Below are 21,191 nucleotides of genomic sequence, written 5' to 3' on the forward strand. Positions count from 1 at the left end.
ATTGACGCAGGCGCGGAATACGTTGTCACCGCGCTGAATATGCGCGCCACCTAGCCGAAACGGCGCGCGCTCGCCAGGCGTGCGATCGCCGGCTATCCGTGCGCGGGTACCGTCCGCGTCCGGCCGGGGCCACCACCGCCGGCGCACGCCCGGCAAACACGCCGGGGGGCGGTGTGGTCAGAGCTTGCGGAGGCCGCGCAGCACCTTGGTGTACGGCAGTGTGGCGGCAGCGCCCTTGCGCACCTTCGGGTTGAGTTGGCTGCCGTTGATCACGAGCAGATACCGCAGACCGTGGTCACGCCACTCGGCCACCTGGTCGAGCACCTCGTCGGGGGTGCCGTGGAAGCAGATCTCCTTCATCAGTGAGGCCGGCACGCTGGAGGTGTAGGCCAGTGCGGACTCCGCGTCGATCGTCTGCGGAACCAGATCCTGCACACCGGAGAAGTCCGCGCCGAGTGGATGTTCGACGCCGTGCCGCGCCCACGCCTCGGCCGGTGCGGCCAGCGCGACCGATTTGACGATCACCGAGTCCAGGGCTTCGTCGACGTCGTCGCGGGTGCGACCGGTGACGACCGTCCGGTTGACCGCGGGCACGATCGCCATCGGGTCGCGGCCGTTGTCCGAGGCCGCGGTGCGCACCGTGTCGAGGGCCTTCGCGTAGTCGGCCGGACGCGAGATCACGAACGGCACCCAGCCGTCGGCGTACCGCCCGGTGGCCCGCAGCATCCGGGGGCCGTGCGCGGCGACCCAGATCTCCGGCCACCGGCCCTTGTACGGCGGCAGATCGAACACGGCGTGACGCAACGGGAAGTAGTCCGATTCCCGGGTCACCGGCGCACCGCCGGATTCCCACAGCGCGCGGATGGTCGCCAGCGCCTCGACGAACCTGGCGACCGGTTTGGTCCACTCGACGCCGTAGGGTTCGTTGCCCTCGCGCTCGCCGACGCCGATCCCGAGGATGGCCCGGCCACGCGTGAGCAGGTGCAGTGTCGCTGCGGCCTGGGCGGTGACCGCCGGGTGCCTACGGCTGGCATCGGTCACACCGACTCCGAAACGCAAGCGCCGCATGCGGTTCCGGGCCGAGAGGTGACCCAGCATGGTCCAGGGTTCCAGGATCGCGTCGACCTTCGGCACGAGCTTTGCGGCCAGGCCGAGGTGTTCTGGGGTCGCCAGCGAGCGTGGCACCAGCGAGTTGATGTGATCGCCCACCCAGAACGAGTCGGCGCCGGTCGCGACCGCGGTGGTCATCGCGGCCGACGGCAGCAGTGTCGGGGAGATCCGGGTGTTCACGATGCCGTCGAGCAGTCCGAAACGGAACTGGGAGCCGGCGGATCGCGGTCGGGACGTCATGGTTAGCGACCGTACTACCGCCGCACGACCGCGCTTCGCCACGCGGGCCGGTGGTAGGTTGCGGGAAGTCTGACTCCCGTCCCCGATCGAAGAGGTCTGTACTCACCCATGGCATCTGTGCGCCTCGAGGTGATCGACAGGGGAAGTGCGACCGACGTCCACCCGGCACCGCTGTTGTTCGTGCACGGCGCTTGGCACGCGGCATGGTGCTGGGAGGAGAACTTCCTGGATTTCTTCGCCGGCCGCGGCTATCGCGCCGTTGCGCTGAGCTTCCGCGGCCACGGCGGCAGCCCGACCGACAAACCGCTGCGGTCGCTGTCCATCGCCGACTACGTCGACGACGTCGCCGCGGTGGCCGCCGATCTGCCGTCCGCGCCGGTGGTGATCGGGCACTCGATGGGCGGCTTCGTGGTGCAGAAGTACCTGGAGGGCCGCGACGCCCCCGCCGCGGTGCTGATGGCGTCCGCGCCGCCGCGCGGTTACCTGGCCTCCGGCCTGCGCTGGTTTCGCAGGCATCCGTGGCAGTTCCTGAAATCGTCGGCTTCCGGGGAGTCGCTCGCATACGTCAGCCCCGTGGCGGCCACGAGGGAACGCTTCTTCAGCGCCCACACGCCGGAGGAGATCGTCGCGGCCTGCGCCGCACGCCTGCAAGAGGAGAGTGCGCGTTCGGGCCGGGACGGGGTCACCGCCCTGCCGCGGCCGAGCCGGGTGCGGACCCCGGTCCTGGTGCTGGGTGCACTCGAGGACCGGATGGCAGTGACCCCGAACGAGGTGCGGGCCACCGCGCGGGCCTATCGCACCGAACCGAAGATCTTCCCCGGCATGGGCCACAACATGATGCTCGAACCCGGCTGGGAGGCCGTCGCGACGCATATCGATTCCTGGCTCACGGCCCGCGGTCTGTGACCCGGGTCGCGGTGCCGGTGCCACTTCTGTGACCTAGCGAGAGTTCCCACCCCGAGCTAATTGACGCGGCTAGCAAAACTGGGTGTAACGCTTTCCCGATCTTGAGCGATGTTGCTGGAAGGTGCGCGAGCCACCTCGTGTACCCAGCCGTACCCGCACAGGTTACGGCGTGGTAACCATGCCCGCGGATTGATTTGCTACAAATTAACCAGAACGCCGTGGAACCGGCGTAACCGCACGGTATGGTCTATTTACATTTGAATAGAGCAATTGCCGAAGCCTGTCGACGCTCCGCTGGAAACGTTCCATGCCAGCACCTTTGCCGAGTTTCCGGACCCGGGGAAGTTCGCCTCCGCAGCATCGGCAACGGTTTTCTCTCCACGTTTATAGAGTGGCCATAAATTCTCTCCAGCAATTCCTTGCGCGCTCAGGTATGTGATAATCTCCGCACACCTTTGCCGTGATCGGATTGTCATCACATTGCAACGACCTGGAAGGTTGGGACATGCATTCAGCGCTTCGCCCGTACGTGACGACGGGCCTTGCCATTGTCGGGTCGAGCGTGATCGCGCTCGCCCCCATCGCCCCTCCGGCCCCTGCGGCCGGCGCGGCTGTCGCCACCAAGCAGGTCAGCGAGCAGGTCACCCTTTCGGCCCGGGTCGTCACGATCAACCCGACGCCTGATGCACTCAACATGGGCGAGCAGCTCCAGGGCACCATCTGCGGCGGCACCGGCGGAACCCCGTGCTACGCGCTGGAGTACGCGCCGATCTGGACCGGTCCCGGCTACTTCGGTCTCGGCGTCGAGGCGCTGCGGCGGGAGCTGGCCGGAAATCCCGGAGAAGAGACCACCATCTTCGGCTTCAGCGAGGGCGCCATCGTCGCCTCGCAGTGGCTGGAGAAGCATCTCGAGGATCCCGAGGCCTACCCGGCTCCGGAGAACCTGACGTTCATCGTCATCGGCAACCCGGGCCGTAAGTACGGCGGTTCCGGCACCATCTGGGGCCAGAAGTGGCCCACCAGCCCGTACCGCGTGATCGACGTCGCCCAGCAGTACGACCCGACCGTCGACATGCCGGTCAACAACCTGAACGTGCTGGCCACGCTGAACGCCACGATGGGCTTCTTCACCAATCACCTCGGCAAGGGCTACTCCGACGTCGACATCGACGACCCGGCCAACAGCAAGTGGACCGAGGACGGCATCGAGTACGTCTTCGTCCCCGCCAAGACCCTCCCGCTGGTCGAGCCGCTGCGCTGGCTCGGACTCAACGACCTGGCCGACGAGCTCACCGGCCCGCTGCAGTACCTGATCGAGCAGGGCTACGACCGCGACGACCGCGTCACCACGACGCCGTTGGGCCGCGACAAGAGCATCTTCTACGCACCGATCAACCTGCTGGAAACGGTCGCGAACATGCCGTACTACGCGGTGGCGGGCACGAATCGTTTCGCCAACGCGATGCGCGCCAGCGGCAGCTGGTGGGTCTACACGCCCACCAACGTGCTGGGCTGGGATCCCGCGAACCCGGAGATGACCCGGGCGTTCGTCGACTTCCTCGTCGCGATCCCGTCGATCTCGACCCCGCTCGGCAAGACCGCCGACTGGTGGGCGCGCGCCAACCTGCCGATGAACGCCGGCTGCACCGGGTTCCCGCCGTGCGATGACCCGCAAGCCATCCTCGATCAGATGTTCAAGGTCCAGCTCTGGGACTTCTACGCCCCGGGCGGCTTCACCTTCACCAGCCCGATCACACCCGAGTACAACCCCGTCAGCGACGTCGAGGCGTACTGGGGCCAGGAGCTCGGCCTGACCGGCGACCGGGTCGAGTGGTACGGCGAGACGGTCAACCCCGAGCCGTTCGGCGAGACCACGGGATTCTGGGAGCACCTGATCTCGCGCCCGGAGGGCATCAAGACCCCCACCCTGCAGGCGCAGATCGAGGCGTTCAAGAACCTGGCCGACGGCCTGAACACCACCTGGAATCCGTTCGTGCCCAAGAGCTACGTCTGGAATCCGAAGATGACGCCGTTCGCCTACCTGGCGCGGCCGCTGGCCCCGCTGCTGTGCCCGCAGTGCAACAAGGTCGACCCGTTCATGCCTGCCGACTGGAAGGTCGGCAGGGACATCTACCCGGGCGCCTACATCCCGCCGTCGGTCAAGGACCTGTATGACGCCGAGACCGGTAAGTACATCGGTCCCGATGTCCCGGGTGTCACCGATGTCGAGGACCCGGAATGGGAGAAGAAGGCGGGCCTGGACGTACTGCGCGGCGAGCAGGCGACCGAGACCGAGGACTCCACCGAGGCCGAGGACACCGGCGCAGGCGACGAAGCCGAGGACTCGACCGGGGACAGCACCCCGCTGTTCAGCCCCCTGTCCGCCAAGGCAGCTGTCGACGGCGACGCGGCGACCACCGGTGACGAGGCCGGCGACGAGCAGACGGAGGCGAAGCCGAACCTCATCGAGGCGGCGGTCAAGGACTTGATCGACAAGTTCGACAAGACCCCGGCCGAGGCTCCGGCGGACGACACCGCCGAGACTCCCGCGGCCGGTGCCGACGACGACACCACCGGTACCGACGACGAGGCGGCCACCAAGCCTGCCAAGTCCGGCAAGCCCGCGAAGCCTTCGAAGCCGAGCACGGATTCCGAGAGCGACAAGTCCGACAAGGCCGACAAGGCCGATGCCAAGTCTGACTCCCAGTCTGAGTCCAAGTCCGACGCGAAGTCTGAGTCCAAGACCGACTCCAAGTCTGAGTCCACGAGCTCGGCGAAGGACACCAAGAAGTCCGCGTCGGGCGTCGGGGCTGGTAGCAAGGGCAGCGGCGGGGGCTCGGGCAGCGCCGGCAGCGACGACTGAGAAGGGCCGTTCGTGAAGGGCCGTAGTATCGCCACGTGAGTACGGAGCAGTTTGACGCCGTTATCGTCGGTGCAGGTTTCGGCGGGATGGGCGCCGCTATCCAACTCAACCGGTTGGGTTATCAGAAGATCGCCATCCTCGATCGCGAGGACGATCTCGGGGGTACGTGGCACGTCAACCGTTATCCAGGCCTGACGGTTGACGTCCCGTCCACCACGTATTCGTACTGGTTCGAACCGAATCCGTACTGGTCGCGGCTGTATGCCCCGGGCTCGGAGCTGAAGACCTACGCCGACCACGTCGCGGACAAGTACGACCTGCGCCGGTACATGCGGTTCAACACCACCGTCGAAGGTGCGCGGTGGGACGAGGAGACCCGGCACTGGCTGGTGTCGCTGGTCACCGGTGAGACACTGCGAACCCAGTTCCTGATCCTGGCCACCGGATACCTGTGCCAGCCGAAGAAGCCCGACATCCCCGGCATCGAGGACTTCGCGGGCACGGTGCTGCACGCGCAGGACTGGGACTACGGCTACTCGCTGAAGGGGCGCAACGCCGCGATCATCGGTACCGGCTCCACCGGTGTGCAGCTGATCCCCAAGCTCGCCGAGGACGTCTCCGAGCTGACGGTCTACCAGCGCACCCCGATCTGGGTGATGCCGAAGCTGGACTTCCCGTTCGGTCCCGCCGCGCAGCGGCTGTTCGCGAAGTTCCCTGCCACCCAACAGTTCCTGCGGATGTCCAGCGACGCGTTCATGGACGTCATGGTGACGATCGCGATGTGGAAGTTCCGGCAGTTCCGTCCGGTCAACACCGCCGCGGCCAAGATCGGGGCGCTGCACCGGTTCCTGGCGATCCGGGACAGGCGTCTGCGTCGGCAGCTCACACCGGGTTACGACTTCGGCTGCAAGCGCCCGACGCTGTCGAACACGTACTACCGCACGTTCAACAAGCCGCACGTGCACCTGGAGACCGCCGGCATCGAACGCATCGAACCCGACGGGATCGTCGCCAAGGACGGCACCAAGCGCGTCATCGACAGCTTGGTGCTGGCCACCGGCTTCGACGTGTGGGAGTCCAACCTGCCGGCCATCCCGGTGATCGGGCGCGAGGGTCGCGATCTCGGGAAGTGGTGGCGGGAGAACAAGTTCCAGGCCTACGAAGGTCTGACGGTGCCACTGTTCCCGAACCTGATCACCCAAGCCAGCCCGTACGCATGGGTCGGAATGTCGTGGTTCGACACCGTCGAATACCAGATGCGCCATATGAACCGGCTTTTCGGAGAACTGCAGCGCCGCGGCGCCGACACCTTCGAGGTGACCGAGGAAGCCAACGCCGCGTTCCTGCAGCGGATGGAGACACTGCTGGAGGATTCGGTGTTCCGGCTGGGCAACTGTGCGAACTCCCGCTCGTACTGGTTCAACAGTTCGGGTGAGGCGCCGCTGTTCCGTCCGCAGTCGATCCGGCAGGCGGTCAAGGAGCAAGCGACGTTCCCGCTCAGCGACTACGCCATCGCCTGACCGACAGACATCTCGACAACACACCGAACATCAAGGGACACCGAACACCAAGGGGTGACGACATGGCTACCGCCACAAGCGATCCCGTGCGGCTGCCGCCGGGCCCGCGGATGCCGAAGCTGATTCAGGGCGGTGCTGTGCTGGCCTTCCGGTACGGCTCGGTCGCCGCGCTGGGGCGGCGTTACGGACCGACGTTCACGCTGCAGCTGCCGGTATTCGGCGAGACCGTGGTGATCAGCGACCCCGTCCTGGTCAAGGACCTGTTCAGCACCAGCCGCGAGTTGGTCGGGCGCCCGCAGAACAACCTGGGTGGCGACGTCCTCGGCCCCGGGTCCATCTTCAATCTCGAAGGTGACGAGCTGCTGGCCCGCCGCCGGTTGCTGCTCCCGCCGTTCAACGGCAAGAACATGCGCGCGTACGAGGACATCACCGAACAAGAGGTGATCCGCGAGATGCAGGCGTGGCCCGAAGGCGTCGAGTTCGAGACGCTCGAGCCGATGATGCGGATCACGCTCAACACCATCCTGCGCGCGGTCTTCGGCGCCAAGGGTGACGAGCTCGACGAGCTGCGGGTGGTGATCCCGGCCGCCGTCGAGTTCGGTTCCAAGATCGCGCTGCTGCCGTCTGTGGTGCGCAAGGACTTCGGCGCGTGGAGCCCTGGCGGGAAGTTCTCCCGGTACCGCCGCCGGATGGACGAGATCTGCAAGCAGCTGATCGACGACGCGCGGTCGGACCCGGACTTCGCCGAGCGCGGCGACGTGCTGTCGCTGCTGCTGCAGGCGAGGTACGACAACGGAGAGCCGATCCCGGATCCGTTCATCGTCGACGAGCTGCTGACCATGCTGGTCGCCGGGCACGAGACCACCTCGACCCAGCTGGCGTGGACGATCGAGCGCATTCGCCGACATCCGGAACTGCTGGAGCGGCTGTCGGCGGAGGTCGACGAGGGCGGTACGGAGCTGATGACGGCGACCATCGCCGAATCGCAGCGCACCCGCCCGGTGCTGACCGCGGCCCTGCGGCGCGCGCGGACACGAATCCGGTTGGGGGAGTGGGTGATTCCCGAAGGGGACACCATCATGGCCAGCACGCAGCTCGCGATGGCTGCCGAGCAGAGTTTCCCGGACCCGGAACGCTTCGACCCGGACCGATTCATCGGCAACCCGCCCAACCCGTTCGCGTGGATTCCGTTCGGCGGCGGCATGATGCGCTGCATCGGTGCGTCGTTCGCGACCATGGAGATGGAGGTCGTGCTGCGCACGATGCTGCGGGAGTTCCGGCTCGAGCCGACAACCGAGCCGGACGAGAAACCCCACAGCCGGGGCGTGACGGTGACGCCGGGCCGCGGTGGCCGAGCCGTCGTACGTCGGCGCGCCAAGACCGCACCCGCGGATACGGTGTCGGCCGCCGAAACCTCGCGCTAGAAGCGGTACTGCAGCACGCGTGCCTTGCGCGCGATGGACGGAACCCGGCGCGACAGCCTGCTCGCCAACCGCAGCCCAGTCGGGAAGAGCGCTGTCTCCGGCCGGTGCATGGCGCTGGATTCGTCGATCAACCGCAGGCGGGAATTCCAGCTCTGCGGCTGCCGGGCGTCCTTGAAGCCTGGAAAGTTCCACTGGCGGTGCGGCGAACTCGCGTTTCGTGACGTGGTCAGCCGCCCGATGAACTGGTTGGCCTTACCGACCGGCCCGTAGTCGTTGAACGCGACCACACCGGACGCGAAATGGTCGGTGATCCGCGTGAGGATGCCGACGACGGAGTCCTTGTCGAGGAACGCGAAAAGGCCGTCGGCGAACACGAACGCGGGCCGTTCGGCCGGGATATTTGCCGTCCAGTCCGGGCGCAACACACTGGCCGCGACGGTCCGGGCGTGTGCGTGAGACGGCACGACGGCGGCGCGCAGCGCGACGACCGCGGGCAGGTCGACGCTGAACCAGTCGACCGACGCCGGCGGATCCACCCGGAACACCGCACTGCTCAGCCCCGCCCCGAGGTCGACGACCACCGCGTCGGGGTGGTCCGACACGAACGCGCGGATCCGCTCGTCGAGCATCTTGGCGCGCAGCGCGACCAACGCCACCACGCTGGGCGTGGCGCCCAGTGCGGTGAAGTCATGGTCGATCTGGCGCACCGTCGCATCGGCGAGCGGATCGCCGAGGATCGGACGCGCAGCCCGGGCGTCGAGAGCACGGCAGTACTCGGTGAGCAGTGCGGTCTGTTCGATCGGGGCGAGGCCGCTGACGTCCATGCAACCACCCAAGCACATCAGGCCGGGCTGCGGAAAACGCCGCCGCAAGCGACTATTCGTCCCCTCCGGTGCTGCTGTCGCCGGTGTCGCCGGTGTCGCCGGTGTCGGCGGATTTGGCGGACGTGGCGCCGGTGTCTGTGTCTGCCCCGGTGTCGGTGTCTGCCTCGGTGCCGGTGTCGGCCGCCTCGTCTGCGGCGTCCTCGTCGTCGATCACGTCGTCGACAACCTCGGCGGCGTCCTCGTCGTCGATGACCTCGTCGTCGCTGTCGACCACGTCGTCGACCACCTCGTCGTCAGCAATCGCGTCCACAACCTCGTCGTCGGCCTCCACCGCGGCGGGCTCAAGTGCGCGGACGGTCTTGCCGCGGACGGGTTCGGTGCGGGCGGCGGTCGACTGCACCAGGGTGGCCTCAGCGCGTGCCGAATCCTGCTGCGGCCCCTCCGGTTCGGGATCCGGGGCGGGCGGAAGCCCCGGCTGCGCCGGCAGATACGAGCGATCGTAGGCGCGGTCGACGATCTCCTTGAGTGGCGCGTTGAGCATGTCGGCGACGAAACCGAGCCCGAACCATTTCAGCGGCTGTAGCAGCGGCAAGGTCTTGGTCGGAACGAAGACGTAGGTGATGTCTCCCTCGGTCCACACATAGTTGGCCGGGTCGTAGATGTCGACGGGCTCGTAGTCCTGATGGGTGAGGAAGAAGGCGGCCGTCGAGTTCAGCATCGCCAGCAGATTCGTCGTGTCGTCCGGGAAGTCCGAGGCCATGTCGTATTCCTGGGACACGTCGATGATGTGGTAGCCGAGGTCCGGGAAGACATCGTCACCGCGGAGCTTGTCGGACCCGTTGTACTTGCGGGCGGGGTTACCCATCAGGACGAAGCTGAGGTTCTCCGGGCCTGGGACGCCCTCCGTCGCGCCGTGTTCGCGCATCCACGCCGCGGCGACCCGGGCGCCCTGGCTGTAGGCGAACACGATCTGTTTGCCATCCGTGCCGTCCCGCAGCACCGCGTCGAGCACCGCGACCGCGGACGGCGTGGAGGCACGCGAGTACACCACGTTCTTGCAGGTGCGAGGCGACTCGCACATGACGCCCTGCAGATCATCGTCGTTGCCGCCGGGGAGCAGGCTGAGCGTCAGGACGCGGGTCGGTTCGGTGGGAAAGTAGTTGTATGTGGCCGAATGTTCTTGCGTCGCTGCTGCCGACGCGTCGGCCATGCCGACCGGAAGTGCGACCAGCGGAACGGCCAGCGCGGCGGCGATCCCCGATGCGCTACGCCGGCGCTTGCGCGTCCCGGCTCGGTGTCGAGTTCCCATACATCCCCCTCGTAAGCCCCGCAGCGTTTGCTGACCACATCAGGGTACGCGTCTTCCCCCCGTCGTCACACCTCAAACATCAACGCATTTCCGATTTGTGATTACGGAATATTCACAATCTGGGCACGCTGTGTGACGGCTGTGAACGACGTCGGCCACTTGGTTAGCTATGTTTGCCACGCGGCCCAGGCCAGTTGGCATCCGCTAGCGGAGTCGGTCCGCGACGAAGTTGGCGGCTTCGTCGACCATCCCGTTCTTGATGTACGAGAAGTGCGCGGGGAAATTGAGGCCGGACGAGCAGAACGGATCGTCGAGGCCGCACAGGTCGATCGTCCTGGGCCCGTACACGCCGCTGACGGCGGGCAGCGGACCGCCACCGGGGATGTTACGCAACGGATTTCCGAACACCGCGACGGCCGCGACACGATCGGCCAGATGGGCCGGCAGCGGTGTGGGGGTGAAACGGCCGAGCGGCTTCGGGTCGACGGTGATCAGATCGATCACCCCGGCCCCCTGGGAGTTCCCGCCGAGCACCAGTTTGGTGTCAGGGCAGTTGTCGGCCATCCACTGCACCCGGCCCGTCGCGTCCGCGGCGCCCAACGGTGCCGACACGTCGAAGTCGAAACTCGCCGGATAGTTGACGCCGTACGCGCCGACCGTGCGTCCCTGCAGTTTGCCGCGCAACGAGTCGACGAACGCATTGCCCAGCCAGCCGAGTCCCGCGGGTGCCCCGGTGCCGCGGGCGAAGATCACCTCGACGTCGGGGCACGGCTGTGCGGCCGCCGTGGGTATCCCGATCACCGCCTGCAGGCTTGCCACCATCGCCAGCACCGCCGCGCCCGCCACTCCGGACATCCACTTCAACAGCATGAATCCATGCTGACACATTGCTGTGAGCGGATCGCCGAAACCATTGCTGAGCTGGGGTTTTCAGGCGAACGTGTAGTCGGTCAGCGGAAAGCTGTCGTTCTCCCGGTTGGTCTGGTTCGTCGATGCGGGCCGCACCAGGGTCTCCCCGCTGGGGCTGAAGTAGTACGACCGCGACCCGGCACAGTCACCGAGCCCGAACACCGTCTTGCCCAGCAGCTTCGACATCCGCTCCCGGAACTCGGCATTGGCCTCCGGGGTCACCTCGAAGGTCGTCGCATTGCGCCGCTGCAGCTCCCCGAACAGCCGGTCCATGTGGCGCATCTGGTACTCCACGGTCGCGAAATACGACAGACCGCTGGAGGCATAGGGTCCGGCCAGGCTCAGGAAGTTCGGGAACGCGGGGATCGAGACGCCCTGATAGGCCTGGAAGCCGTTGTCGCGCCACCACTTCCCGAGATTGCGGGCGTCGCGACCGATCACCTCGATCGCGGGGATGTTCGCCTCCCAGAGATCGAATCCGGTGCACAACACCAGGGTGTCGATCTGGGTCTTCGTGCCGTCGCACGCGACGATGCCGTCCGGTTCGACATGCTCGATCCCGGACGCCTGAAGATGCACGTTCGGCTTGGTGAACGCGCGGTAGTACGCGTTCGAATAGGTCGGACGTTTGCATCCGAACTCGTAATGCGGCGTCAGCTTGGCGCGAAGTTCCTTGTCCCGGATCGAGACGAATCGCAGCGCGCGCGACGTCAGGTCGGCGACGGTGTTCAGCTGCCGGAAGTATTTGAAGTTCAGTACCGACAGGATCATCATCGTCTCCAGGCCCACATCGCTGCCGGCGCGGAACGCGCGCTGCAGCAGCGGAACCCGGGCGAATGCCCGGCGCAGCCACGGCGGGATCGGGAAATCGACCTTCGGCACGACATGGATCGGTGTGCGCTGGTACACCGTGAGCTCGGCAGCGTCCTTCATCAGCTGGGGGATCAGTTGCACCGCGGTGGCGCCGGTCCCGATCAGGCCGATGCGGTCCCCCGCGGGGGAATAGCTGTCGTCCCAGTCCATGCTGTGCACGATCCGGCCGGCGAAATCCTCGATACCGGGGATGTCGGGCTTGCGCGGCTGCGACAGATACCCGGTCGCGGTGATCAGAAACCTAGAGGTCAGAGTTTCCCCGCCGGCCAGCGCGACCTGCCAGGTCTCGGTGTCGTCGTCCCACCTCGCGCCGTCGACGGCGCAGTTGAACCGCATGTGCCTGCGGACGTCGTATTTGTCGGCGACGTGGTCGGCGTACTTCTTCAGCTCGGTCCCCGGCGCATACAGCCGTGACCAGTGCGGATTGGGTTCGAACCAGTACGAATACGTGGGGGACGGAATGTCGACCGCCAGGCCCGGGTAATGGTTGACGTGCCACGTCCCACCCAGATCATCCTCACGATCAACGATGAGAATGTTCTCGTAGCCCATTTTCTTCAACTGGATGGCGGCCCCCATTCCGCCGAACCCAGCTCCGACGACGATGACGTCGTACTGCGGATCAAACATGTGTCAACGCTACCTCACAGCAAATCATTCATCAGCCAACGAAGCCGGGGCAGCGTCGGCTAAAGTGTCACGTTTCCGTCAATTATCGCCGGACACACCACGAAGCCCCGGCGTGATGCCGGGGCTCCGGGCGGGCGTCCTCCGTCAGCGACCTCGAGTCCGGGGAGGTTACTCCGAGGAGCCGGAGTCAGACGACCCAGTTCCTTGCGACGACGAACCTCCTGACGAGTCGGAGTCCGCGGAGCTCGTCGAGCCCTTGGCGCCGTCGTCGTCGCCGTCCTTGCCGGACTTACCGGCCTTGCGCACCGTGTCGGCCTTGTCAGCCTTGTCGGCGTTGTCAGCCTTGTCGTCGTCCGCCTTGGCAGAGTCCGCGTCGGCCTTGGCGGAGTCCGCGTCCTTCGCCGCGTCGGCATCGGAATCGTCGTCGCTCACCGCAGGCTTGGCGCTGGTGCGCTTCTTCGGCGCTTCATCGGTGTCTGTGTCGGTGTCGGCGCTGATCTTGTCGACCGACGCGACGTCGTCCTCGTCGGCGACCGGCTCCTGCACGACCGCGGGGGTGGCCAGCGCGGCTGCGCTCGAAACCCCGGCGGTGGTGGTGCGGTTGTCGTTGCGGCTGTAGCCCTTGTCGATCATGGCCTTCAGCTCGGCCTCCCGGGGAGCCAGGAACGGCAGCAGCTGAACCAGCGGCAGCTTCTTCGTCGGTACCAGATAGGTGGTCGTGGTGCCGCCGAGATCGTTGGTCACCCGGGTGATGTTCCCCTCGGGCGTCACCGCCTCGTAGTCCTGCAACATCATCGGCACGTGCACGAAGATGCCGCCCGCGACCGCGTTGGCCAGGGCCAGGAAGTTCCACCACCGGTCCGGCAGGTCTGCGGCGCCGTCGTACTCGCCGGTGACGACGTCGATGTCGTAGATGGTCTGCGGCGCGGGCAGATAGGTGTAGTCGTAGCGCGGGTTGTACTGCGAGTCCTTGAGGAGCTTCTGCCGGCTGGAGTCGGCGACCAGGATGAACTTGACCTCGTTCTTGTCCGGAGCGTCGGGATCGTTGATCAGAGTCCTCATCCAGTCGTTGACGACCAGGGAGCCGGCCGAGAAACCGACGACCGTGACCACGTCACCCGGCCTGTTGGCGGCGAGCATCGCGGCGTCGAAATGCGCGTCGAGACTGATGATTCCGGCGGTGATCGACTGACCGAGGGTCATATCGTTCCTGCCGGTGTACGGCCCGGCCTGGGCCGGCCACTCCACGCCGTCGAGCACATCGTTCTCGCGGGCGAGCTTGCCGCCGAGCAACGGCGAGATGACGATCTCATGCATATCGGGCGTACCGAGTCCGCCGACCGCGACCGCCGTGTTGAGGGCCTGCGCGCCGGTCGCGGCGGACAGTGCCACCGTCGCCGAAGCAAAGACCGCACCGCAGGCGACTCCCGCTTTTCGAAAGCTTCTGCGCATTCTGATCTCCCCGATTAGTAGCAGTGAAGCAACGCGCCACCTCCGGCGCGAGATGAGCATATTGCGCGCCGATCGGCGTCTGCACAGCAAAACCGAGAATTTTTAATATGTGTATTCCTAGCAAACGGAAATTGAATTGCTGTAGGTGGTTCGTCACTGTGAGTTTCGCATCTCGGGAGGACATTGCGCCCTCGCTCTCGACCCGCGGATCGAGTACGCAGACCGTGCAGAATGCGCTCACCGACCCCGCACGTGGCGACGATCTGACCGTCCTTATATCGCCGAACCAATTAGTTTGCCTACAGGTCCACGGCTAATAAAAGTTCTTGGTCTGGACCATCCCACTCAGCACATATCCTGTCCCGGGGAACGGGACAATGGGCTTTCGGGCGCGATACCGCTCCTCGGCTAGGGCGTGATTGGCGCCGCGGCGGGGGTACGGGGACGGCCCGGCCGCAGGGGTCGCCCGCGTGGCAAACAAATCTGACACACCGTGACAGGATCGGCTGCGACGAGGCCTGCGACCTGCGCGCTCACCGGTCGCCGGAGCCGGCTGAACTGCTGCACCCCAACGGAATTCGAGTGCACCCGCGCGGTCACTCGGATCGACCCGACACGGGCGCACGGCGGCCCGTTATCGTTACCCGAATGGCATCCACAGACACGTCGCAGCTGTCAGGAAAGGTCGCCTTCGTCACCGGTGGCGCATCAGGGATAGGGGCGGCACTGGCCACGCGCCTGGCCGCGGCAGGGAGCGACGTGTGGATCGCCGACCGTCAGACCGGCCCCGCCGAAGAGTTGGCGCAACGGCTCCGCGGCACCGGTGCCGTCGCTCATGCCGTCGGACTCGACGTTCGCGACCCCGACGCCGTCGAGAACGCGATCGCGGCGACCGTCGACACCTCGGGCCGGATCGACTATCTGTTCAACAATGCCGGGATCGGCATCGGCGGCGAGGTCGACACCCTGACCCTGCAGGACTGGGACGACATCATCGACGTGAACCTGCGCGGTGTCATCAACGGCGTCCAGGCCGCTTACCCGCGGATGATCCGCCAGGGCAGCGGCCACATCATCAACACCGCGTCCATGGCGGGGCTGATCACCACCGCGGCGCAGGGCGGCTACACGGCGACCAAACACGCCGTCGTCGCGCTGTCGAAGACGATGCGCGTCGAGGGGGCGACCCACGGGGTGCGCGTCTCGGTGCTGTGCCCGGGCGTGGTGCGCACACCGATCCTCACCGGTGGTGAGTACGGCCGGAACAAGAGCGTCAGCCGCGAGGATCAGCTCAAGCTGGGGGAGAAGCTGCGCCCGATGGATCCCGAGGTGTTCGCCGACAAGGCGCTGCGGGGCGTGCTGCGCAACGAGGCGATCATCGTGGTGCCCCGTTGGTGGAAGGCGTTGTGGTACCTGGAGCGGCTCTCCCCGGGCCTCTCGATGCGTACCGCCGCGGTGGCGCTGCAACGCACCCGCGAGGTCCAGTCAGCCGAACCGCTTCAGTAACCTGCGCTCCGTGCGCGGGCTCAGCGCCGCCTTGCGCACATCGCCGTCGTAGTGGGCGACGACGCGGGGGTCCATCACCCGGCGCCACAACGGCGGAACCATCGCCAGCATCACCATCGTCGCGTAACCCGACGGCAACTGCGGCGCCTCGTCGGCGTGGCAGAGCGCCTGGAACCGGCGGTGCGGATTGGCGTGGTGGTCGGAATGGCGCTGCAGGTGGAACAGGAACACGTTGGAGATCACCGAGTTGCTGTTCCAGCTGTGCGCGGGCCGAACCTGTTCGTAGTGGCCGTCGCGGCGCTTCTGGCGCCGAAGTCCGTAGTGCTCAAGGTAATTGATCGACTCCAGCAGGCAGATGCCGACGATCGCCTGGCCGATCAGCCAGAACAGTACGTGCAACCCGAACACGGCGACCAACACCGAGAACAGGATGACTGTTATCAGCCAGGAGTTCAGGACGTCGTTGTGCAGGCTCCAGGTCGACTTGCCGCGCCGGTTCAGCCGTTTGCGTTCCAGCCGCCACGCCGACCGCAGACCGCCCCACGCGGAGCGGAACACGAACGCATAGAGAGTCTCGCCCAGCCGCGCGGATGCCGGGTCTTCCGGGGTGGCCACCCGCGAATGGTGGCCGCGGTTGTGCTCGACGTAGAAATGGCCGTACCCGGTCTGGGCCAGCGCGACCTTGCTCAGCCGGCGTTCCGCCCGGGCACGCTGATGGCCCAGCTCGTGCGCCGTGTTGATCGCGACACCGGCGATGCCGCCGACCGTGAGCATCAGCCCGACCTTGTCGAGGTCGCTCATCGGGATCCCGGCCCGCCCGCTCCAGAGCCAGCACGCCAGCACCAGCGACAGATACTGCGCGGGCAGGTAGGCGTACGTGGCCCAGCGGTAGTAGGGGTCGCTCTCCAGGATCGCGACCGCACTCTCGGGCGGGTTGTCGGCATCGGGGCCCACGAGGTAGTCCGACACCGGGATCACGATGAACATCAGCAGCGGCCCGGACCACCAGAACAGGCCGGATCCGCTCAGCGAGACCGCCACCGCCGATAACGGGATCAGCGACGGGATCACCAGCGCGAGCAACCAGAGGTACCGCTTCCGGTCCCGCCACGACGGGATGGCCGCAGCCGACCGACCGGTGCCCCGCAACGTGCGCTGCATAGTCGGCATCTGTCGACCTGTCCCCCTCGTAGCCGGACGGTATCCCGATCATCGCAACTCCAAGCGACAATAGGGTAACGCTGTCATACCATTGCCGCTCTGGTCCGTCCACCGCGTCAGCGAACGTGTTTGCGCACCCGTCGTTTCCCTTGGCAGGGCCGCGCAGTTGCTGGGCGCCTGCTCAGGCCGGTGAGGTCAGGCTCAGTGCGGTCCTGGGCGGTATCGGGTCCAGCAAAGTACGGATCTCGTAGCTCGGGCCCGCCGATCAGCGGCTCGGTCGGGGCGGTCTCAGGACAGCATCCGCGAGATCGCGGCGGCGAGTTCCGGGGTCGCGGAGTTCGCCAGGTTCTGATAGCTGCCGCCGGTAATCTCGGCGACGGATTCCCAGGTGGCCCGGTCGGAGTCGTCGCCGAAATCGATGACGTTGACCGCGATCGGACGGTCCTGCCTGAACGCGCCACGGACGTAGTCCTGCAGGCCCGACGCGCTCAGCGAGCGGTCGGTGTGCGGGCCGGTGGTGATGACGAGGACGGAGTTCTTCTGTCCGTCGCGGTACCGCGTCGTCGCGTCGCCGTAGACCAGGCGCAGCGTCGTGAACGACACCGCGCCGCCGTTGGACGGCTGCTGGTCGTCGAGCGCAGCGGTCAGCGCATCGGAGCGGGGAGTCCCGTCCACCGAGTCGGACAGCGGACCCGTGGGCACCTCCGAGCGGCCCGCGACGCCGTCGAACGTCCACAGCCCGATCCCGGAATCCGGCGGCAGCGCACCGATCCGAGCCTTGAGGGCGTTCACGACGTTGGCCAGGCGCGTCGCGCCGCCCTCGTCGGCGGGCATCGACTGGTCGAGCATCACGGTGACGGTCGGGCTCTCCACCGGAGCGGCCAGTGTCTCGGCGACGGTGGTCCGCACCGCGTTGTCACCGATGGCCAGGGGTGCTGGCAGCGGGGCGAAATCCACCACGTCGCCGGCGGGGGGGTCGGTGCCCTCGGCGCGGAACCCGGCCTTGGCCAGCTCGGCGAGCTGCTCGGGTTTGCGCATGAACCGGGCGAACTCGCTGGCGGCCGTCACCTGCTGCTGGGACAGCCAGTCACCCGACAACAGCACGGTCGGGAAATCGGCGACCGCGGCGGGCCCGGGCGGTAGCCACGACGCCAGCTTGTCCGAGGCGTCCGGCAGCGACGATGCGCGCTGGAACAACTGCTGTTCGGTGGTCGCGACCGCGTGCACCGGTGCCGTCGCTGGGTCGGAGGCGTCGACGAGCGCATCGAGCGCGGTGCCCGCGTTACGGTCCGCAAGCTCCGGGGCGCGCGACATCAGGGTGCTGACCGCGCCGAGGCCGGCGCTGGCGGGTTGCCCGGACGGGGCGGCCGCGGCCGCGACGGCTTCGGCGGCCAGGTAGGACGCATCGCTGTCCGCACCGAGAGGCAGGGCCAGCCGCAGCCCGCCCCAGCCCCGCAACCCGAGGCCGTCCAGTGCGGCCGGGCCGGTCTGCAGATCGGGCAGGGTGCCCCAGTTCTGGTCCTTCAGCGCGTCTTTGAGCCTCGGGTTCACCGCGAGGACGACGGGCGAGCTGACCAGGGAGCGGCTGTCGCTGATGGTCTCGGGGCCGACCGCGCTCTCCAGGCGGGCTTCGGCCGCCGAACTCCCCGGGATCCACAGTGCGGGTCGCTCACCGAGGTCTGCGGGCCATTCCTGGCGGAAACCGTTGATCACCTGATCGGAGTCGGCGGCGGTGACACCGACCTTCACGCAGCGGTCACCTACAGGGTCGGCGGTCTCGTTGTAGCGCTCGGCGAGGGCGGTGACGGGTTCGGCGATGGCGGGGTCCGCGACGACGGCGACGGCGACCTCGCCCTCGACGCACCGCGCGGCGGCCACGTCGGAGCGGCTGGAGAGCGCGTCACCGACGAAGCGCCACAGGATCACAGCGGCGACGACGACCACGACCGAGACCAGCGCGACGATGACCCCGACGCTGACCTTGCGGGGCCCCTGCGTCACCGCGCGGTGGCTGCCGGTCCACTCGCCGTTCTCCCAGCCGCCGCTGCGCTGGGTGGGCGGTGCCGAATCGGCGGCGGGCAGCCGGGTGGTGAGCTCGTCGCCGTCGGAATCACTTCCGCCGGCACCGCTTTCGTCGTCAGTGGGCTCGCCGGGGGGCTCGGGGCGCCAGCGGCCTGATTCGTCGTCGGGATCCGGGAGGCTGTGTTTTCCCATGCCTTCCTAAGCCTGACCCGCCGATGCCTTGAACTCCCGACGCCTGCGATGCAGGATCGGCTCGGTGTAGCCGTTGGGCTGGGCGGCGCCGTCGAGGATCAGTTCCTGGGCCGCCTGGAACGCGATGCTGCCCTCGGGGTCCGAAGCCATCGGCCGGAAGTCGGGGTCGCTGGCGTTCTGCTCGTCGACGACGGCGGCCATCCGGCGCAGGCTCGCCTTGACGTCCTCTTCGGTGATGACGCCGTGCCGCAGCCAGTTGGCCAGCAGCTGGCTCGAGATCCGCAGTGTCGCACGGTCTTCCATCAACGCCACGTTGTGGATGTCGGGCACCTTGGAGCAGCCCACGCCGGCGTCGATCCAGCGAACCACGTAGCCGAGGATCGACTGACAGTTGTTGTCGACCTCTTCGCGGATCTCCTCGGGAGCCCAGGCCAGTTCCTTGGCCAGCGGCAGGGTGAGCAGCTGTTCGAGGGAGGAGCGCCGCTTGCCGGCGAGTTCGGACTGCACCGCGAACACGTCGACCTGGTGGTAGTGCATCGCGTGCAGCGTCGCCGCGGTCGGGGAGGGCACCCACGCGGTGGTGGCGCCGGCCTTGGGCTGGCCGATCTTCTGCTCGACCATGTCGGCCATCAGGTCGGTCATCGCCCACATGCCCTTGCCGATCTGGGCTTTGCCGGACAGCCCGGTCTCCAGGCCGATGTCGACGTTCTGGTTCTCGTACGCGGTGATCCAGTCCGTGGACTTCATCGCACCCTTGCGGATCATCGGGCCCGCCTCCATCGACGTGTGGATCTCGTCGCCGGTGCGGTCCAGGAAGCCGGTGTTGATGAACACGACACGGTCGGCGGCCGCCTTGATGCAGGCCTTGAGGTTGACGGTGGTGCGTCGCTCCTCGTCCATGATGCCGACCTTGATGGTGTTCTGCGGCAGGCCGAGGACGTCCTCGACGCGGCTGAACAGCTCACAGGTGAACGCGACCTCGTCGGGTCCGTGCATCTTGGGCTTCACGATGTAGATCGATCCGGTCCGGCTGTTGAGCAGCGGGCCGTTCTTGGTGTCGCCGTCGCCGTCGGATCGCATTCCGTGGATCCCGATGAGGCTGGTGAACAGCGCGTCCTGGATGCCTTCGAAGACCTCGGGGCCGTCGGCACCGTTGTCGTCGAACACGATCGCGTCGTTGGTCATCAGGTGCCCGACGTTGCGGACGAACAGCAGGCTGCGCCCGGGCAGCGTGACCTCGCCCTCGCCGTCGGGCGAGGTGAACGTGCGGTCCTCGGTGAGCACCCGGGTGAAGGTCTTGTCGCCCTTGGTGACCTCCTCGGCGAGGTCGCCTCGGTTGAGCCCCAACCAGTTTCGGTACCCGAGCACCTTGTCGTCGGCGTCGACGGCGGCCACGGAGTCCTCGAAGTCCATGATCGTGGTGACCGCCGACTCCAGCACGACGTCCTTGATGCCGGCCCTGTCGGTGGATCCGATCGGCGACTGCGCATCGACCAGGATCTCGATGTGCAGACCGTTGTTGACCAGCAGCACCGAAGACGGGGCGGCCGGGTCGCCGAGGTAGCCGACGAACTGTTCGCCTGCCGCGAGACCGACGGCGCCGCCGTCGTCGAGCGTGGCACTGACGCTGCCGTCCTCGATCTTCAGCCCGGTGATGTCCGACCAGGAGCCCTGGGCGAGCGGGACGGCACCGTCGAGGAACTTACGGGCGTACGCGATGACCTTGTCCCCGCGCAGCTTGTTGTAAGAGCTTCCCGCCTCGGCGCCGCCCTCGTCGGAGATCACGTCGGTGCCGTACAGCGCGTCGTACAGCGAGCCCCAGCGGGCGTTCGCAGCGTTCAGCGCGAACCGGGCGTTGAGCACTGGCACCACCAGCTGCGGACCGGCGGTGGTGGCGATCTCGGCGTCGACGCCGGAGGTGGTGATGGTGAAATCGCCGGGTTCGGGTTCCAGATATCCGATGTCGGAGAGGAACTGCTTGTAGTCCTCGGGCTCGAAGCCGCCGATCACCCGGGCGCGGTGCCACTTGTCGATCTGCGCCTGCAGGCTGTCGCGCCGGGCCAGCAGATCCTGGTTGCGCGGCGTCAGGTCGGCGATCACCTTGTCGACGCCGGACCAGAACGTGTCGGGATCGATGTCGGTGCCCGGCAGTGCCTCATTGTTGATGAAGTCGTACAGCACGGGAGCGACGCGCAGGTTGCCCACCGTCACGCGATCAGTCATTTTTCCTCCCTCATCCGCACGTGCTCT

The 21,191-nt window shown here is 67.1% G+C and carries 14 protein-coding genes; 5 read left to right on the top strand and 9 right to left on the bottom strand.

All coding sequences use genetic code 11. The features are described from left to right. Positions 1-177 precede the first annotated feature (177 nt). Complete coding sequence (locus BST38_RS13250; RefSeq protein ID WP_083143793.1) at positions 178-1,350, bottom strand: LLM class flavin-dependent oxidoreductase; 1,173 nt, start codon at positions 1,348-1,350, stop codon at positions 178-180. Positions 1,351-1,458: 108 nt separating this feature from the next. Here BST38_RS13250 and BST38_RS13255 point away from each other — a divergent pair, with 108 nt between their 5' ends. The 4 genes from BST38_RS13255 to BST38_RS13270 all read left to right on the top strand — a co-directional run bounded on the left by BST38_RS13255 (position 1,459) and on the right by BST38_RS13270 (position 8,063). Beyond that, positions 1,459-2,256 carry an alpha/beta hydrolase gene (locus BST38_RS13255; protein ID WP_083143794.1) on the top strand — a complete coding sequence of 266 codons (798 nt, stop codon included), beginning with the start codon at positions 1,459-1,461 and terminating at the stop codon, positions 2,254-2,256. Between the two features lie 505 nt (positions 2,257-2,761). Beyond that, the gene (locus BST38_RS13260; protein WP_083143795.1) at positions 2,762-5,119 is read left to right on the top strand and encodes a PE-PPE domain-containing protein; all 2,358 of its coding nucleotides are present in this window, start codon (positions 2,762-2,764) and stop codon (positions 5,117-5,119) included. Positions 5,120-5,154: 35 nt separating this feature from the next. Further along, a complete protein-coding gene (locus BST38_RS13265) occupies positions 5,155-6,639 on the top strand; it encodes a flavin-containing monooxygenase (protein WP_083143796.1) in 1,485 nt (494 codons plus the stop codon). A 62-nt stretch (positions 6,640-6,701) separates the two neighbouring features. After that, entirely contained in the window at positions 6,702-8,063 is a 1,362-nt protein-coding gene (locus tag BST38_RS13270) for a cytochrome P450 (protein ID WP_083143797.1), read from the top strand. Here the strand turns inward: BST38_RS13270 and BST38_RS13275 are convergent. The 5 genes from BST38_RS13275 to BST38_RS13295 all read right to left on the bottom strand — a co-directional run bounded on the left by BST38_RS13275 (position 8,060) and on the right by BST38_RS13295 (position 14,000). Beyond that, positions 8,060-8,887, bottom strand: coding sequence for a class I SAM-dependent methyltransferase (locus tag BST38_RS13275; RefSeq protein WP_083143798.1), 828 nt, complete (start codon positions 8,885-8,887; stop codon positions 8,060-8,062). The two genes, BST38_RS13270 and BST38_RS13275, sit on opposite strands and share 4 nt — an antisense overlap. A gap of 52 nt (positions 8,888-8,939) precedes the next feature. Continuing rightward, the gene (locus BST38_RS13280) at positions 8,940-10,196 is read right to left on the bottom strand and encodes a PE-PPE domain-containing protein (RefSeq protein WP_083143799.1); all 1,257 of its coding nucleotides are present in this window, start codon (positions 10,194-10,196) and stop codon (positions 8,940-8,942) included. A 204-nt stretch (positions 10,197-10,400) separates the two neighbouring features. Then, complete coding sequence (locus BST38_RS13285; protein ID WP_083143800.1) at positions 10,401-11,066, bottom strand: cutinase family protein; 666 nt, start codon at positions 11,064-11,066, stop codon at positions 10,401-10,403. Between the two features lie 60 nt (positions 11,067-11,126). Continuing rightward, a complete protein-coding gene (locus BST38_RS13290) occupies positions 11,127-12,608 on the bottom strand; it encodes a flavin-containing monooxygenase (RefSeq protein ID WP_083143801.1) in 1,482 nt (493 codons plus the stop codon). Positions 12,609-12,776: 168 nt separating this feature from the next. Next, positions 12,777-14,000 carry a PE-PPE domain-containing protein gene (locus tag BST38_RS13295; RefSeq protein WP_237160789.1) on the bottom strand — a complete coding sequence of 408 codons (1,224 nt, stop codon included), beginning with the start codon at positions 13,998-14,000 and terminating at the stop codon, positions 12,777-12,779. A 708-nt stretch (positions 14,001-14,708) separates the two neighbouring features. On the opposite strand from BST38_RS13295, the gene BST38_RS13300 reads away from it, so the two are divergent. Beyond that, positions 14,709-15,566: an SDR family NAD(P)-dependent oxidoreductase gene (locus BST38_RS13300; protein WP_083143803.1), complete on the top strand. Its 858-nt coding sequence runs from the start codon at positions 14,709-14,711 to the stop codon at positions 15,564-15,566. Here BST38_RS13300 and BST38_RS13305 read toward each other — a convergent pair. From BST38_RS13305 to BST38_RS13315, 3 genes are all read right to left on the bottom strand, one after another. Further along, entirely contained in the window at positions 15,546-16,736 is a 1,191-nt protein-coding gene (locus tag BST38_RS13305; protein WP_083143804.1) for an alkane 1-monooxygenase, read from the bottom strand. The two genes, BST38_RS13300 and BST38_RS13305, sit on opposite strands and share 21 nt — an antisense overlap. 279 nt (positions 16,737-17,015) lie before the next feature. Next, complete coding sequence (locus BST38_RS13310) at positions 17,016-18,941, bottom strand: substrate-binding domain-containing protein (RefSeq protein WP_083143805.1); 1,926 nt, start codon at positions 18,939-18,941, stop codon at positions 17,016-17,018. A gap of 6 nt (positions 18,942-18,947) precedes the next feature. Next, positions 18,948-21,164, bottom strand: a complete 2,217-nt coding sequence (locus BST38_RS13315; RefSeq protein ID WP_083143806.1) for a malate synthase G — start codon at positions 21,162-21,164, stop codon at positions 18,948-18,950. Between the last annotated feature and the right edge of the window lie 27 nt (positions 21,165-21,191).

Source organism: Mycolicibacterium parafortuitum (assembly GCF_002086815.1).
In the GTDB taxonomy this organism is placed as follows: Bacteria; Actinomycetota; Actinomycetes; order Mycobacteriales; family Mycobacteriaceae; genus Mycobacterium; species Mycobacterium parafortuitum.

Coding starts and splice junctions, on each gene's coding strand:
- BST38_RS13255 (WP_083143794.1), top strand. CDS start 1,459: ATGGCATCTGTGCGCCTCGAGGTGATCGACAGGGGAAGTGCGACCGAC.
- BST38_RS13250 (WP_083143793.1), bottom strand. CDS start 1,350: ATGACGTCCCGACCGCGATCCGCCGGCTCCCAGTTCCGTTTCGGACTG.
- BST38_RS13275 (WP_083143798.1), bottom strand. CDS start 8,887: ATGGACGTCAGCGGCCTCGCCCCGATCGAACAGACCGCACTGCTCACC.
- BST38_RS13280 (WP_083143799.1), bottom strand. CDS start 10,196: ATGGGAACTCGACACCGAGCCGGGACGCGCAAGCGCCGGCGTAGCGCA.
- BST38_RS13285 (WP_083143800.1), bottom strand. CDS start 11,066: ATGCTGTTGAAGTGGATGTCCGGAGTGGCGGGCGCGGCGGTGCTGGCG.
- BST38_RS13315 (WP_083143806.1), bottom strand. CDS start 21,164: ATGACTGATCGCGTGACGGTGGGCAACCTGCGCGTCGCTCCCGTGCTG.
- BST38_RS13270 (WP_083143797.1), top strand. CDS start 6,702: ATGGCTACCGCCACAAGCGATCCCGTGCGGCTGCCGCCGGGCCCGCGG.
- BST38_RS13260 (WP_083143795.1), top strand. CDS start 2,762: ATGCATTCAGCGCTTCGCCCGTACGTGACGACGGGCCTTGCCATTGTC.
- BST38_RS13305 (WP_083143804.1), bottom strand. CDS start 16,736: ATGCCGACTATGCAGCGCACGTTGCGGGGCACCGGTCGGTCGGCTGCG.
- BST38_RS13310 (WP_083143805.1), bottom strand. CDS start 18,941: ATGGGAAAACACAGCCTCCCGGATCCCGACGACGAATCAGGCCGCTGG.
- BST38_RS13290 (WP_083143801.1), bottom strand. CDS start 12,608: ATGTTTGATCCGCAGTACGACGTCATCGTCGTCGGAGCTGGGTTCGGC.
- BST38_RS13300 (WP_083143803.1), top strand. CDS start 14,709: ATGGCATCCACAGACACGTCGCAGCTGTCAGGAAAGGTCGCCTTCGTC.